The following is a 14,979-nucleotide window of genomic DNA, read 5'->3' as shown; positions in this document are numbered from 1 at the left end:
GCCCGCGGGAGTTTTCCGATGATTGGTCTAGTACTTGTGACCCACGGGCGCCTTGCCGACGAATTCAAGGCAGCGCTTGAACACGTCATGGGCCCACAAAAGCAAATCGAAGCGATTACGATCGGGGCCGAAGATGATTCCGATCTCTGCCGAAGCGACATCATCGAGGCGGTTAACCGCGTCGATTCCGGCGACGGCGTTGCGATTCTCACCGACATGTTCGGCGGCACGCCGTCGAACCTTGCGATTTCCTGCATGAGCAGACCCAAGGTCGAAGTGCTCGCGGGCATCAACCTGCCCATGCTGGTGAAGCTCGCCAAGGTGCGCGAAGAGCGTCCGCTGCCCGACGCGATCGCGATGGCACAGGAAGCCGGACGCAAATACGTCACCATCGCCAGCCGAGTGCTCGCCGGCAAATGAGTGACGACGCGCCACAAGCCGGGACTGGCGTGCCCGCGGGCGCGATCTCCAAGGAGCTCCTGATCATCAACAAGCGCGGCCTGCATGCGCGCGCCTCGGCGAAATTCGTCCAGGCGGTCGAGCGCTTCAACGCGCAGGTGTGGGTGACGCGCGGCGGCGAGACCGTCGGCGGCACCTCGATCATGGGCCTGATGATGTTAGCTGCAGGCCCCGGCACCACGATCACGGTCGCGGCCGCCGGTGCGGATGCGGAAGCTGCGCTTGTGGCGATCACCGAGCTCGTTGAAAGCAAGTTCAACGAGGAAGGGGTTTAGCACCCCGGAACGGCAGTCTCACTTCGCCGGCGGGGCGATGTAGATATTCCACGTCATTGACGGGCCGGCCTTGCCGTGAGTGAAGCGGCGCGTCGTCATCACCATGCGCTCGGCGTTCGGCGCGATCTCCGACACCCATTTTTCGAACGCGGGCAAACGGCCGTCGGTCGGATCGAACACGCCGATGAAGCCGTCCTTCTTGACCTCATCGAGTGACGTCAGCCCCGAGCTCCAGGCTTCGTTCGGGATGAACGCAACCGGATGGTCGGGACTGTAGAACACCATCGGCTGGATCGACTCCATGGTGCCGGCGACGATCGCCCAGCGCGAGGCGAAGCGCGAATGCCAGGCTTGCGTCAGCTCGCGCGCGAGCTCCGAGCGGGCGCCATAGGTCGCCGTGTTGTCCCTGTTCGCCGCCATCTCGCGCGCGGCGATCCAGGGCGAGGCGATGAGCGTCGCGACGCTGAGCACGAGCCAGATCGCGGTGATGTTGAACAACACCGCGCTCTGTACCCGCAGCGTGGGGATCGCGACCAGCGCCAGCGGCACCAGGAAGAACAGCGAGATGCCCCAGTCGGTCTTCAAGTAGACGCTGAAGACAAGCGCGCCGAGCGGCGGGCCGACCGCAACGATGATCTGGATGATCCAGATGTTCAGCGCCTGCGAAACATTGACACCGGGATTGACGCCGCGCGCCCAGGCCCGCGTGACGATGCGCGAGGGCGCGCGCATCAGCAGCGTCGCCCACGGCGGCACCAGCGCCATTGCGAGCCCGGCAAGCGCCACCGGCAGCGCCAGCAGCGCAAAATTATGCAGGGCATAGCCGGCCGCGAGCTGATGCACGAGACCGGCATCCTCGAGGCTGTAGGTGTCGCCGGCATAGGTCAGCGGCACGAAATGCGCGTCCGCGAGCCAGATGATGTGCGGGATCATCGCCACGACCATCGTCGCGATCGCAACCCATGGCGCCGGCGACAGCAGGAATCGCATCCGCTCCGGATGGATCAGCGCGGCAAGGCCGATGGCGCCGATCATGGTCAGCACCCAATATTTGGTCATCAGCGCCAGCGCGCCGGCAAGCCCGAGCCAGACGCCCGACTGCCAGCTCCGCTTCTCGAACGCGTTGAGATAAGCCAGCACGACCAACGGCAGAGTGACGAGCTGAAGCAGATCGGGGTTGTACTTGAACCCCTTGAAATTGAAGATCGGATAGAGCGCGACCATCACCACGACCAGGAACGCGCGCCTGGGGTCGACGACGCGCATCGCCACCAGCCAGCAGATCACCATGCCGACGCCGACGGTCGTCATCGCCAGCGCATAGGTCGCCCAGTCCGTCGCCGGGAACAGCTTGAACCAGAGGCCCGCGATCCAGCCCGACAGCGGCGGGTGCTTGCCGTAGCCCCAGAGGAATTTCTGGCCCCAGCCCCAGGCCTCTGCGACGTCCATGTGAACATCCTGCGCTGCCTTGAGATTGATCAGGATGAAGGTCCAGATCACCGCATGCAGGATAGCGAGCTGGATCACCAGCCAGAGCCGGGCGGAGGGGTCGGTCGCGTAGGCGACCAGCCAGGCCCGGAAGCGGTTGAAGCTCACCCGGTTTTTCACGCGCGCGCGGGCGGAGGGGATCGAGGTCGTTGACATGGCGCCTGCGTAGCGCGTTTTGGCATCAGGTGGAATCAGCTTGGCGTGAAGAAAGGCCCTGAAAATACAGCAATATGGTTGCCGCACGGGGATGTGAGTGGTATCCCGCGCCCATGACGACCGTCCCCATTTCCAACATCCGCAATTTCTCCATCGTCGCCCACATCGACCATGGCAAATCGACGCTGGCCGATCGCCTGATCCAGATGACGGGCGGCCTCTCCGACCGCGAAATGGCGGGCAAGGAGCAGGTGCTCGATTCCATGGACATCGAGCGCGAGCGCGGCATCACCATCAAGGCGCAGACGGTGCGGCTCCAGTACCGCGCCAAGGACGGCAAGGATTACATCTTCAACCTGATGGACACGCCCGGCCATGTCGACTTCGCCTACGAGGTGTCGCGGTCGCTGGCGGCGTGCGAGGGTTCCCTGCTGGTGGTGGACGCCAGCCAGGGCGTGGAAGCGCAGACGCTCGCCAATGTCTACCAGGCGCTCGACAACAATCACGAGATCGTCCCGGTCCTGAACAAGGTCGACCTGCCGGCCGCCGAGCCGGAGAAGGTCAAGCAGCAGATCGAGGACGTCATCGGCATCGACGCTTCCGACGCGGTAATGATCTCGGCCAAGACCGGCCTCGGCATCCCTGATGTGCTCGAAGCCATCGTCACCCGCCTGCCGCCGCCGAAGGGCGATCGCGACGCGACGCTGAAGGCGCTGCTGGTCGACAGCTGGTACGACGTCTATCTCGGCGTCGTCGTGCTGGTGCGCATCGTCGACGGCGTCATGAAGAAGGGCCAGCGCGTGCGCATGATGGGCACGGGCGCCGCCTACGACGTCGAGCGCGTCGGCTTCTTCACGCCGAAGATGCAGCAGGTCGACGAACTCGGCCCCGGCGAGATCGGCTTCATCACCGCCGCGATCAAGGAAGTGGCCGACACCCGCGTCGGCGACACCATCACCGACGACCGAAAGCCCGTCACCGAGATGCTGCCGGGCTTCAAGCCGGCGATCCCCGTGGTGTTCTGCGGCCTGTTCCCTGTCGACGCCGACGACTTCGAGACGCTGCGCGCCGCGATGGGCAAGCTGCGGCTGAACGACGCCAGCTTCTCCTTCGAGATGGAGACCTCGGCCGCACTCGGCTTCGGCTTTCGCTGCGGCTTCCTCGGCCTGCTCCACCTCGAGATCATCCAGGAGCGGCTGTCGCGCGAGTTCGACCTCAACCTGATCGCGACCGCGCCGAGCGTCATCTACAAGATGAAGCTCACCGACGGCACCGAGCTCGAGATCCACAATCCCGTCGACATGCCTGACGTGGTGAAGATCGAGGAGATCCAGGAGCCCTGGATCGAGGCGACGATCATGACGCCCGACGAATATCTCGGCAGCGTGCTGAAGCTGTGCCAGGACCGCCGCGGCTCGCAGAAGGAGCTGACCTATGTCGGCTCCCGCGCCATGGTGAAATACGACCTGCCGCTCAACGAGGTCGTGTTCGACTTCTACGACCGCCTGAAGTCGGTCTCCAAGGGCTACGCCTCGTTCGACTATCATCTCACCGACTACAAGCCGGCCGATCTCGTCAAGATGCAGATCCTGGTCAACGCCGAGCCGGTCGATGCGCTCTCGATGCTGGTCCACCGCACCCGCGCGGAAGGGCGCGGCCGCGCCATGGTCGAGAAGATGAAGGAGCTGATCCCGCCGCACATGTTCCAGATCCCGATCCAGGCGGCGATCGGCGGCAAGGTGATCGCGCGCGAGACCGTGCGCGCGCTGCGCAAGGACGTCACCGCCAAGTGCTACGGCGGCGACATCACGCGTAAGCGAAAACTTCTGGAGAAGCAGAAGGAAGGCAAGAAGAAGATGCGGCAGTTCGGCAAGGTCGACATCCCGCAGGAAGCCTTCATTGCCGCACTGAAGGTCGACAGCTGAGGCCGGTCGGGGTCCGGCCCGGGATTTTCGGAGCCGGACGACGCAAATCTCGAAAACAACCCCATGCACAGTAGCCGGCGTATTGGCGGCGCTACGCTTTTTCGATTTTTACGAAAATCGCTTGATCCGTCGGGCAAAACAGGGGTATGATGGCATCATAGCGGTGATGCAGCCTGCAGCCGACGATGTCCCATTAAACCATCCCCGTCACTTTTGCGCTCATCGCCCGAATTCCGGCAGAGGGCGTTGCGGACTTCAGAGCCTACGAGGATGCGGTGCTCCCGCTCTTGCCTGAGTTCAACGGGCGCCTGCAGCGGCGGCTTCGGAATTCCCATGGCACGGTGGAAATGATCTCGCGCCACACGACGAAGGATGTCTGCGGCCGGCCGGCGCCGACCAGGACACATTTCCCGACGACCGGGCGGCTGGCAATCTCTGATCTCGATTCAGGCTCCGGCGCGGCCTCGATGAGGGCCTCGCTACGCCGGAAGTCGCGACCGGTAGGGGGCGGTCAGCAGCAGCAGGAAGAGCGCTCTTTCGGCGTGGTACTTTGCGGCAGGTCGGCTTCGTTCCCGGCCCTGCATCACCACCACGCCCTGGCTGGTGCAGACGCTCCAAGCCCATGCTCGTCGCCTGCGCTGCGCCAACGTCATTTCGAAAATCGGAAACTCCGGTCCCACCATCCCTGCGGCTTCTCGTCAGACTTATCGACGGAGTTGACCCCGGACGGCATGCCCGTGTCTTCACCCCTTTGGGTGAAGAGGCGCCGACGCATAGCCAAGGTTAATCCGATCCGGCCGGATTCTTGCCGGCGTCAATCGTTGAGGGGTAACCTGGGGATCGCACCGAAGAGCGCAGCTGCGCTCTTCTGGTTTCGCGTTCCCGTCTTGGCGAGGACGGCCTTGATCTGCGTGCGGATCGTTTCGCGGCTCAGCCCGTGATGCGCCGCGATGTCGCCGATCGTCTGTCCCTGCGCGATGCCACGCGCAACGCGGGCCTCGCTTGGGGTGAGATCGAACAGGCCACGAATGAGCGCAAGGCTTGGCGCCTGGGAGGCGGTCACGGGCGTCACAATCAGGAGGCCGACCGCCCCATTGAACAGATCGCGCGCTTCGCCCGGCATCGAAACGAGATGAAATACCACCCGATCCTGGTCGCTTGCCCGGCGCGCCGCGAAGGAACACACGGGCGCTTCAGGCGATCCGAGCTGAGCCAGGCCGGTGCGCAGCAGCGCGTCGGCTGCGCCGTCCCTGATGGCAAGCCGGTCCTTCGGCAACCACCGCAGGACATCCGTCATGCCTTCGATCAGGGCGTTCGCCGCCACGACCCGTCCGGACCCCGCGATGGCGAGGGCCGGCAGGCCGACCAGCGCCAACGCCTCGGTCGCCGCCCGCATCCGGGCGAGGCGCCAACGGGTCGACAGCAGCGCCGCCCGTGCGAGATGGGGACGAAAGCGGTCGAGGAAATCAAGATCCTGCCGTGAAAAGGCAGGCCGGCCTGCCAGTCTTTCCATGTGAAAGACAATGAGCTCACCGGAGGGGCTATGGACCGCAGTCGCGCAGGCGTGCTCGAAGCCCCATTTCTTGTTCCACTCCACCCGATATGGATCACGCTCCCATTCTTCCAGCGAAAAGACATCCTGTTCGCTGACGAAGCCGGGGTGATCGAGCGCCAGAAGCCTGGGTGTGGTCTCGGTACGGCTGGAGATACCCTCACGCATGAACGCCGAGAACGCCTCACTGATCGACGGCGACGTCACAACACCATTCCAGACGCCAGCCCACGGGTCGGTGTCCGAGGTGATCATGACCATGCCATATGCGCCTACGGCATGCGCGATGGCTTCCAGAACCTCCGGCCAGAGCTCCGGAACGGTCGCAGCCTCGTGGATGCGATCGATGATGTGCTCGAAAGCGATGTCCGTCATTGTCCCCGCGATAGACCCAACAAAATCGACCGAACCTTCTGGCGGGCGGTGCCCATTTCCGCTTGAGCCGCTGTGGTCCGCTCGAATGTGAGAGGCATGATAGCAAGCCGCTTCCACGGAACTCAATCACGCTGTCCCCCGGGCAAACCCGGATAGTCTCGCTGCCATCATGACGCCGCTTCAATGACCCGACGGTTCATAGGTCATCCGGAGCGCCGCGGAGCCGCGGAACCCGGCTTCGGATGGCGATGGTCCAGCGACAGCCGAACTCACCCGATGGCAAAATCGGCCGCCGTCTCGGCGTGAATGGCCGTGGTGTCGAACGTCTCGACCGAGGTATCGGCAGCCCCGACCAGCATCGTGATTTCGGTGCAGCCGAGGATGATGCACTCCGCGCCTCGGGCGACCAGCGCGGCCATCACCTCCTGGTAGCGACGGCGCGACGCATCGGCGACGACGCCGCGGCACAGCTCGTCATAGATGATGCGATTGACATCGGCCCGCTCGCTGGCGGACGGAATGAGGACATCGAGATCATGGGCGCGCAGCCGGTCGATGTAGAAGTCTTCTTCCATCGTGAAGATGGTGCCGAGCAGCCCGACCCGCCGATATCCCCTGGCCCGGATGCGCTCTGCCGTCGCGTCGCCGATGTGAATGAAGGGAACGGTCAGCTTCGCTGTGATCTCGGGCGCCAGCTTGTGCATCGTGTTCGTGCACAGCACGATGGCGCGGGCCCCTGCGCTTTCGAGCAGCTCGGCCGTTTTCGCAAGGCTCGCCGCCGCCTCCGCCCAGCGGCCGGCATATTGCATCTCCTTGATGTCCTGGAAATCGTAGGAATACATCAACAGCGGGGCCGAATGCAGCTTGCCCAGCCGATCGCGGACGCGCTCGTTGATGAGCTTGTAATACAGCGCGGTGCTCTCCCAGCTCATGCCGCCGAGCAGGCCGATGGTTTGCATTCTCTCGCCTTTCGAAATCTGGACCGCCCGAATCGTAAACGAAGATGCCGACATCCGCCAATCACGGCCTGGAAGAAAGAGTCAAAATGCCGGAGCTTGAGATCGCCCCACGCAAGGCAGCCCTTGCCCTCGCGTCGTTCATCGTCGATCCGTCATCCTGAGGTGCGAGGCCCACGATGCGAAGCATCGTGGGCGGAGCCTCGAAGGATGAACGGCCATGATCAGGCAGCAGGGCCATCGTCCTTCGAGGCTCGCCGAAGAGGCGAGCACCTCAGGACGACGGGGATAGGGCTCGCTCCGATTGAACCCGATCCGGCCTCGGCGACACTATCCCCCTGCAGAGAAACGACACGCCTGTCCACGGGCGATACGGGGGAGCATCTGTCATGCGACAACGGAACTGGCGATTGATTGCGGTGGGCACGGTGCTGCTGGTGCTGGCCGTGCTGTTCTTCCTGTCGATGCGCGACATGACGCTGTGGTCCAATGACCCCGTCGCCCTGATGCGCACGGTCGGAGAGGTCTCCGGCGCCGTCGGCGGCATCAGCCTCGTCATGATCGTATTCGGCCTGATCGGGCGCAAGGTACCGGTCTGACCAGGCCGCTCCGCAAGGCAGGATCACGGCGGCATCACGCCTCCGCCAGGCGCGGAATAACAGCTCTCCGGCGCAAATCTGAATGTCAGAGCCGCGCATCTCGCGCGGATGCCATTTGGAGACCGCGATGATCACCTCGAAGCTCCTGGTCGTGTTCGCACTCGTAGCGACAATCGGCGCCGCGTCGGCGCAATCCTTCCATCCATCGGCGGCCGGCAAGGAAACGACCACAAAGCCCTGGACGGCCCCGGTCGGTCACCGCCAGCCGCACGCGGCCGACGTGCCACCAACAACCATGGGACCGCAGGATTTCCTCGATCAGGAAGATGCCATGATCGATCGCAAGATCAGCGGTATCTGCCGTGGATGCTAAGCCGACGAACGCTTCTCCAACGCCGCGGCGACCTTCTCCAGGACGGCGTTCCGGCGCTTGATATCGGCGATCTGCTGCTCGCACATCTCGATCATCGTCCGCCCGGACCGCCGCCCGCCCGCACGCGTGCCTCGGAAACACAACCAGGCTGCCACGCCAAAGCCAATGGCGACGAGAAAAGATAGCACCGGCTCCGGACCGACGTCCGCGGCGGCGCGGCGAAGATCGCCCCTGGACAGGTACGCGGAGGCACGACCGCTATGGGCGTCGCTATCGTTCGGATCGAGCGCGATCATCTGATCGTAATCGGCGATGGCGCGGTCGAGGTCGCCCTTGGCCTGATAGGCGTAGCTGCGAGAGTAGTAGGCGTCCCTGTATTGCGGATAGAGCGCGATCGCCTGGCTGCAGTCGGCGATGACGCGATCAAGGTCTCCCTTTTCCCTGTAGGCGAGGCAGCGGTTGTAGTAACCGACCGCATAGTTCGGATAGAGCGCGATCACATGGTCGTAGTCGGCGATGGCGCGATCAAGATCGCCTTTGGCGAAGTAGGCGTTGCCTCGGTAAGTGAGGGCGACGTAGTTGTCCGCATTCAGCCCGAGGCTGTCAGTATAGTCTGCGATGGCACGGTCGTTGTCGCCCTTGGCCTGATAGGCATAGCCGCGCTCACTGTATCCGACCCGCTTTCCATAGTCCGACAGGTCGCCTTCGAACGCCCGGTTCACGTCCGCGATCGCCCGGGCGTAGTCATGCCGCTGGTTGTAGATATGCGAGCGGTTCAGCAATGAGCTGACAGCTTTGGGTTCGCGCCGGATCGCCTCGCTGTAATCGTTCAAAGCGCGGTCATCGCGATTGGCGAGGTCTGTCAAAGACCAGGAGTAGCCGCGCGCATGATACAAATTGGACAGGCTTTGGTCATCGTAGTCGCCGCTTTCGATCGCGCGGGTACAGGCGGCGATGGTCGATCGAGCGGCTTCCTTCGACCCGTGCAAGCAATCCTGTTGGTCGTCGGCTGCCGCCGGCCGGCTGACGGCATCGGCCGCCGCAAGTGCCAGGACAACCAGCCAGATGCGCGCGAAAATTCTTGAGCGCATCCTTCCTCCCAGCGATGCACCCATGGCTGAGCTAACCTGCAGAGGGCTTCTCAAGAGCCGCTGCGATCCTCTCCAACAATGCATTCGTACGTTGGGATTCGGCGACCTGCTGCTCGTAGAGATCGACCCAACTCGCTCCGGATGCGGTGCGTCCGTACTTGCGCGAGAACCACAGCCAGAAACCCACGAGCACAATGAACGGTAACCAGGAGACAACAAGGCTCACCAACCAGTATGGCAATCCGCTGCCTGACGTGAACGCAAACAAAGCGACGAAAGCTCCGACAAGCCCGATCCACACTGCGACAGACAGAAACCAAGAGCGAGGCTTGGTCATTCCAGGCACGACAGGTTCCCCTTGGTTGATCCCGGGAAACACACGCTATCACTGGTTGATTTAACTTCCCATGCCCTCGCCCATGCGGCCCTCAAAACGTGGTTAGCCGTTTCTTTGCGGAGACGTCAGCCGCAATGAAAGGCTCGGCGCATGAGCACGCGCTGGCAATCACCGCCGGGTCGGGAGCCGGACCAAAATCTCCCTCGAAGCCTGCCGAACCTGTCTTCCACCAATTCGATTTTGGCGATTAAACTATCGCACTCTTATTTGAACCCATTTTTTGCGCAGGAGGGATTTCATGACTTTATCAGGTGTCACGCGCCGCAGAATGATCGGCGGTCTCGCGGCCGGAGTGGGCGCGGCCTCGGCAACTTCATTCGGCATCGACGATGCCCGTGCCCAGTCCGCACGGAAGACCTTCGTTCTTATCGGCGGCGCCTTCTACGGCGCATGGTGCTGGCACCGCGTCACCGAGAGGCTCGAAAAGCAGGGCCATAAAGTCTATGCGTTTACGCTCTCGGGACTGGCGGAGCGTTCGCACCTTCTCAGCAAAGAGATCAATCTCGACACGCACATCACGGACATCGCCAATCTCGTCGAATGGGAAGACCTGAAAGACATTTGCCTCGTCGCCCATTCCTATGCCGGATGTCCCGCATCGGGCGCTCTCGAGCGGATCGGAAGCCGCGTGTCTGCGATCGTCTGGGTTGATGCAGTCAAACCCGCCGACGGCCAGGCGTTCCGAGACCTCGTTCCCTTCCCGATCGAGGACGGCGCGATCAGCCGTCCGGCGCCCAAAGCACTCCCGCCGACGGCCTTTAGCGATCCGCAAGACGTTGCCTGGGTGCTGTCAAAGGTGACACCGCAACCGATCGGCACATGGCTCCAGCCGGTGAAGCTATCGGGCGCTCGCGAAAAGGTCGCGAAGAAGACCTACATCCGGTTGCCAAAATTCCAGTTGGCCGCCCTGGACAAGGCGGCCGCGGAATGCAGGTCGGACAGTTCCTGGACCGTCCTCGAAAACACGACGTCCGGCCACTCGGTCATGATCTCCCAGCCGGATTGGTTGACTGATGTGCTGGTGAAAGCCGCATAAGAGCGATCTGATCTGATCAGATCTCATCAAGAGCAAGTTGCGGGCCGAGCGATCCGTCTCGCTCGGCCCGCGCGCGAACGACATCCGCGGGACCTGCTCTCGACGCCCTTTACGACGCCTTCTGCTTCGCTTCGACGTAGCGCGCAAAGCTGTCGAGGATCGCCTGCCAGCCGCCGCGCTGCTGCTCGACCGAGTGGGTCTCTTCGCCATCAAAGACGACGCGGACGGTGACGCCTTTCGATCCGGGCACGAACTCGACCTCGGCCTTGCGAGGGCCGAACGCATATTCGATCAGCTTGTGCTCGACGATGGTCGTGTAGGTCCCGGCGAAGTCAAAGCCCATGCTGCCGTCCTTGGCCTCCATGCGCGACGAAAACAGGCCGCCTTCCCGCAGGTCGACCGTCGCCTTGGTCGTATGCCAGTCGTCCGACGCGGCGTTCCACTTCACGATGTCCGCGGGGGTCGTATAGGCGCGCCAGACCTGGTCGATCGGGGCTGCGACGCTGGTTTCGACGGTAATCCTCATGGGTCTTGCTCCAGTTCAATCTTAACGCTTCGAGGTGGCATCACTTCATGTCTGCGGGGCCAATGTCCAGCGCATCCGGGCGATGTCCCCCCAAGGACGATCGAGACCGGCCTGTGCCGACATGGTTAGGCCGCCGATCCGCAAAAAACTTTGAGAATTGTCGGTGAATTCGTTGGCCGCCCGCGCGGCCGCGGACGCATGACCGCAAGATCAGATGCGACTTGGCAAGGCGGCTTGGCAAGCTATCGGTGCGGCGCCGAGAGCTCGTAATTGACGCAGTCCATCTTGATCTCGTAGGGACCTCGATAGATGCCGTCGCTGACCCACCGGTAGACCTTGCGGTAGGTGGTGATCTGCTCGGAGCGCGGCTGGCTGCCGGCCGGTCGGTGAACATCCGAAATCACTTTCGACGACGTCTCGGTCAGGGTCAGCTTTTCGTCGGGATGATCGTCGCGCGCGAACACCATGGTCGGAACCAGGCCCGAATTGTTGTCGCTGGCGCGGAAGCTCGAGCTCAGCAGCTGATCGTTGACCGAACCCAGCAGCGATCCGCCGACCCAGGCCTTCGGCAGCATGATGAGCGAAGAGCGATTGAAGATGATGACCGGCGCATCGCCGCTGGGCAGCACGCCTCGGCAACCATACTGCCAATCACTGGCCGCGCTCGGCGACGCATTCGCCGTGACGGCAACGAGGATCATGGCAGCAAGGAAGATGCGCATTGCGGCTCAGATCGGCCGCGCTTTGGCGCGAATGGCCGCCGACCGTTTGAACAGCTGCTGGGCATCGGCGTAGCGACCCTGGTCCTTGTAGAACGCGGCGAGATTGTCGAGGACGTCGACGAGATCCGGATGGTCGGGACCGAGCGTCTTCTCGTAGGTGACCACCGACTGCCTGTACAGAAGCTCGGCATCGGCATTGCGCCCCTGACGGGCATAGAGCGTCGCCAGATTGTTCTGCGCCTGGGCAATGTCGGGATGGTCGGGGCCGTAGGCCTTCTCCGTCACCGCGATCGATCGCTTGAGCAGCCGCTCGGCATCCGCGTAGCGATGCCGATGCATGTAGGCATCGGCGAGATTGCTCATCAACACCGTGGCTTCGGGATCGTCCGGGCCGTTCGCCTTCTGAAGAATGGTGAGTCCCCGTTTGAACAACGGCTCCGACTGGTCGTAGCGTCCCTGATTGCTGTAGACGGCAGCAAGGTTGCTCAGGGCCATCACGATGGAAGGATCGCTCCGACCGAGCGCTTTCTCCCGAATGGCGATCGAGCGCTTGAGCAGCGGCTCCGCTTCGGCGTAATGCTCCTCCACGCGGTAGAGCTCGCCCAGATTGTTCAGCACGGTTGCGACTTCGGTGGCATCAGGACCGAGCGTCTTCTCCCTGATCGCCAGCGCCCGCTTGTACAGCAGTTCGGCGACCGGGTACTGGCCCAGATTGTAGTGGATCGTGCCCAGATCATTGAGCGGCATCGCGACCATGGCGTCTTCGGTGCCGAACTCCTTCTCGCGAAGGGCGAGGGCCTTCTGGGCGAGCGGCAGCGCTTCGGCATATTTGCCGGCCCGATAGAGTTCTTTCATCTGCTGGGTGAGCGTGCCCGCCTCATCCTCTGCCGCATAAGACAGCGCACCGAGCGACAGGCTCAGCGCCAGCGCGGCGACCGCAACACAGATCGATGCCTTCAGGACCTTCATCGCGCGTTCCTCGTCGCTGATCTCAGGGACGTACGCGGTGTTGGTGCGGCTGGAGGCCGGACGGGTTCAATGCGGGGGTTTCGGCGACCCAGGAATCGCCTTCGGACCGATCAGGTCGCCCGGAATCACGTGAAGAATCCGCCGAGCCTGTCGATCACGAGTTCCGGCGCCTCCTCGGGCAGGTAGTGTCCGCAAGGCAGGCTCTCGCCGCGGACGTCCGTGGCCTTCTCACGCCAGGTCTCGCGCACATCGTAGCTCGATCCGACGACGCCTTTTTCGCCCCAGAGCACGAGCAGAGGGCAACCGATCCGCTTGTCCGCATCGGCCGCGTCGTGAACCAGGTCGATGCCGGCGGCGGCGCGATAATCCTCGCAGACGGCGTGCAGCGTCTCGCGCGTGTAGCAGCGGCGGTATTCCTCCAGCGCGATCGGATCGATCGCATCAGGCGTCTTGTTCTGCTTGTTGATGTGCGTCTGCAGATAGAAGTCGAGATTGTTGCCGATCAGGGTTTCCGGAAGCGGCGCCGGCTGGCTCAGGAAGAACCACCACATGTAGCGCATGGCGAAATCCTTGGTCACCTTGGCGTACATCGTCGCCGTCGGCGCGATGTCGAGCACCGCAGCCCTGGTCACGACCGCGGGATGATCCAGCAGCAGGCGATGCAGGACACGTCCGCCGCGGTCGTGCCCTGCCGCGGAGAACTGCTCGAAGCCGAGCGCGCGCATGACCTCGACCTGGTCGCGCGCCATCTCGCGCTTGGAATAATTTATGCTGTCCTTGCCGCCGTCGGGCTTGCTGGAATCGCCGTAGCCCCTGAGATCGGTGAGCACGACCGTGAAGCGCTCGGCAAGTTTTGGCGCGACCTTGTGCCAGCACACCAGTGTTTGCGGATGGCCGTGCAGAAGCAGCAGCGGCGGGCCCTCGCCCTTCACGAAGGTGTTGATCTCCGCGCCTGATGTCTTGATGCGGCTGCGACGAAAGCCCGGCAGCAGTTTTTCGATCTGATCGGTGGACACCGTCGTTTTCTCCTCGGCGCGAGCGGGCAAGTCCAGCATAGCCGATCCGATCGCGCCTGTGGCCGTTGCCGCCAGTGACATCAGGTGCCGCCGCGTCATATCAGGATCGGATGGACGTTCTGCTTGCTCAATCTCGGACATATCGCGTTCCCGGGAAAGGAATAGGCTTCTTGCGGGAACGTGCCGGCACACCTGACGAAAATCCAATGTCAGGTCAAAATATGATTATGCATGACATGCATAAGCGACGGGCGGACCGCCAACCCCATGGCGGTTGGACGACGTCGGCGATAGAACGGGGCTGCAACATACTGGACAGAGTTGGAAGGAAGACCATGGCGTTCTGGATGGCCGGCGCGGCTGGATTGGTGATCGTCTATCTGCTCGGCTCGATCCCCTCGGGCTACCTGGCGGGAAAGCTGCTGAGACGCTTCGACATTCGCGAGCATGGCTCGAAATCCACGGGGGCAACGAACGTGTTGCGGACCCTCGGCAAATGGCCGGCCCTGGCCGTGCTGATCGCCGACGTGCTCAAGGGCGCCGCCGCCATCTTCGTTGCCCGCTGGTTCTGTCCCTGGCTGTATGGCGAGCTATCTCCGACACCGCCGACGGCGACTGATCTGCAAATGTGGGTGCCATGGGCCGTATGCTCGCCGGCATTGCCGCGCTGCTGGGCCATGGCCGCTCGATCTGGCTGAATTTCACCGGCGGCAAATCGGCGGCGACGGGGCTCGGCGTGCTGCTGGCGATGTCGTGGCCGGTGGGCCTGGGTGCGGCAGCGGTCTTCGGCACCGTGCTGGTGATCGGGCGGATCGTCTCGCTCAGCTCGATGCTGGCGGCGCTGACGGCGATCATCCTCGTCTGCGGCTTTCCGAGTCCTTTGCCCTATCGGCTGCTGGTGATCGCAGGCGCGCTCTACGTGATCGTTCGCCATCGCGCCAACATCGGGCGGCTGCTCGCAGGCACGGAGCCGCGGCTCAGGCAGAACAGTCTGGATGTCAGTCCTGGCGGCACCAAGACGCGGGATAGCCGGCGCTGGACGCTCAACGCCTCCTAGCGGCAAC

General features: G+C 63.2%; 15 protein-coding genes and 1 pseudogene. 7 read left to right on the top strand and 9 right to left on the bottom strand.

Annotated elements, in window-relative coordinates:
• The first annotated feature begins 18 nt into the window (after nucleotides 1–18).
• Nucleotides 19–420 carry a PTS sugar transporter subunit IIA gene (locus XH89_RS03805; protein ID WP_007597752.1) on the top strand — a complete coding sequence of 134 codons (402 nt, stop codon included), beginning with the start codon at nucleotides 19–21 and terminating at the stop codon, nucleotides 418–420.
• Nucleotides 417–734, top strand: coding sequence for an HPr family phosphocarrier protein (locus XH89_RS03800; protein WP_194465802.1), 318 nt, complete (start codon nucleotides 417–419; stop codon nucleotides 732–734). Before XH89_RS03805 ends, XH89_RS03800 begins: the two co-directional genes overlap by 4 nt.
• An 18-nt stretch (nucleotides 735–752) precedes the next feature.
• Here XH89_RS03800 and XH89_RS03795 read toward each other — a convergent pair whose 3' ends face one another.
• Nucleotides 753–2,378: a glycosyltransferase family 39 protein gene (locus XH89_RS03795; RefSeq protein ID WP_194465801.1), complete on the bottom strand. Its 1,626-nt coding sequence runs from the start codon at nucleotides 2,376–2,378 to the stop codon at nucleotides 753–755.
• Nucleotides 2,379–2,491: 113 nt separating this feature from the next.
• Here XH89_RS03795 and lepA point away from each other — a divergent pair, with 113 nt between their 5' ends.
• Nucleotides 2,492–4,303, top strand: coding sequence for a translation elongation factor 4 (gene lepA, locus XH89_RS03790; RefSeq protein WP_194465800.1), 1,812 nt, complete (start codon nucleotides 2,492–2,494; stop codon nucleotides 4,301–4,303).
• 814 nt (nucleotides 4,304–5,117) lie between these two features.
• On the opposite strand, the gene XH89_RS03785 is transcribed toward lepA, so the two are convergent.
• Entirely contained in the window at nucleotides 5,118–6,230 is a 1,113-nt protein-coding gene (locus XH89_RS03785) for a helix-turn-helix transcriptional regulator (protein WP_194465799.1), read from the bottom strand.
• A 269-nt stretch (nucleotides 6,231–6,499) separates the two neighbouring features.
• The gene (locus XH89_RS03780; protein ID WP_194465798.1) at nucleotides 6,500–7,189 is read right to left on the bottom strand and encodes an aspartate/glutamate racemase family protein; all 690 of its coding nucleotides are present in this window, start codon (nucleotides 7,187–7,189) and stop codon (nucleotides 6,500–6,502) included.
• A 386-nt stretch (nucleotides 7,190–7,575) separates the two neighbouring features.
• Between XH89_RS03780 and XH89_RS03775 the strand changes: the two genes are divergently transcribed.
• Both XH89_RS03775 and XH89_RS03770 read left to right on the top strand, forming a co-directional pair.
• A complete protein-coding gene (locus XH89_RS03775; RefSeq protein WP_194465797.1) occupies nucleotides 7,576–7,785 on the top strand; it encodes a hypothetical protein in 210 nt (69 codons plus the stop codon).
• Between the two features lie 127 nt (nucleotides 7,786–7,912).
• Entirely contained in the window at nucleotides 7,913–8,158 is a 246-nt protein-coding gene (locus tag XH89_RS03770) for a hypothetical protein (RefSeq protein ID WP_194465796.1), read from the top strand.
• Here XH89_RS03770 and XH89_RS03765 read toward each other — a convergent pair.
• Together XH89_RS03765 and XH89_RS03760 are read right to left on the bottom strand one after the other, a co-directional pair.
• Nucleotides 8,155–9,273 (bottom strand): lipopolysaccharide assembly protein LapB, encoded by a 1,119-nt coding sequence (locus tag XH89_RS03765; protein WP_194465795.1) that lies wholly within the window; start codon nucleotides 9,271–9,273, stop codon nucleotides 8,155–8,157. The two genes, XH89_RS03770 and XH89_RS03765, sit on opposite strands and share 4 nt — an antisense overlap.
• 7 nt (nucleotides 9,274–9,280) lie before the next feature.
• The gene (locus tag XH89_RS03760) at nucleotides 9,281–9,586 is read right to left on the bottom strand and encodes a hypothetical protein (protein ID WP_246767729.1); all 306 of its coding nucleotides are present in this window, start codon (nucleotides 9,584–9,586) and stop codon (nucleotides 9,281–9,283) included.
• A gap of 328 nt (nucleotides 9,587–9,914) precedes the next feature.
• On the opposite strand from XH89_RS03760, the gene XH89_RS03755 reads away from it, so the two are divergent.
• Complete coding sequence (locus XH89_RS03755; protein ID WP_246767728.1) at nucleotides 9,915–10,682, top strand: alpha/beta fold hydrolase; 768 nt, start codon at nucleotides 9,915–9,917, stop codon at nucleotides 10,680–10,682.
• A 109-nt stretch (nucleotides 10,683–10,791) separates the two neighbouring features.
• On the opposite strand, the gene XH89_RS03750 is transcribed toward XH89_RS03755, so the two are convergent.
• From XH89_RS03750 to XH89_RS03735, 4 genes are all read right to left on the bottom strand, one after another.
• Nucleotides 10,792–11,208 carry an SRPBCC family protein gene (locus XH89_RS03750; RefSeq protein WP_194465793.1) on the bottom strand — a complete coding sequence of 139 codons (417 nt, stop codon included), beginning with the start codon at nucleotides 11,206–11,208 and terminating at the stop codon, nucleotides 10,792–10,794.
• A 242-nt stretch (nucleotides 11,209–11,450) separates the two neighbouring features.
• Nucleotides 11,451–11,930 (bottom strand): hypothetical protein, encoded by a 480-nt coding sequence (locus XH89_RS03745; protein ID WP_194465792.1) that lies wholly within the window; start codon nucleotides 11,928–11,930, stop codon nucleotides 11,451–11,453.
• A 6-nt stretch (nucleotides 11,931–11,936) separates the two neighbouring features.
• Nucleotides 11,937–12,899 (bottom strand): tetratricopeptide repeat protein, encoded by a 963-nt coding sequence (locus XH89_RS03740; protein WP_194465791.1) that lies wholly within the window; start codon nucleotides 12,897–12,899, stop codon nucleotides 11,937–11,939.
• A gap of 125 nt (nucleotides 12,900–13,024) precedes the next feature.
• Entirely contained in the window at nucleotides 13,025–14,056 is a 1,032-nt protein-coding gene (locus XH89_RS03735; RefSeq protein ID WP_371825196.1) for an alpha/beta fold hydrolase, read from the bottom strand.
• Nucleotides 14,057–14,250: 194 nt separating this feature from the next.
• On the opposite strand from XH89_RS03735, the pseudogene plsY reads away from it, so the two are divergent.
• Nucleotides 14,251–14,972 (top strand): annotated as a pseudogene (gene plsY, locus XH89_RS03730) (glycerol-3-phosphate 1-O-acyltransferase PlsY).
• The last annotated feature ends 7 nt before the right edge of the window (nucleotides 14,973–14,979 follow it).

The organism is Bradyrhizobium sp. CCBAU 53340 (genome assembly GCF_015291645.1).
Classification (GTDB): Bacteria; Pseudomonadota; Alphaproteobacteria; order Rhizobiales; family Xanthobacteraceae; genus Bradyrhizobium.
This window is presented reverse-complemented; position numbering and strand designations above follow the sequence as displayed.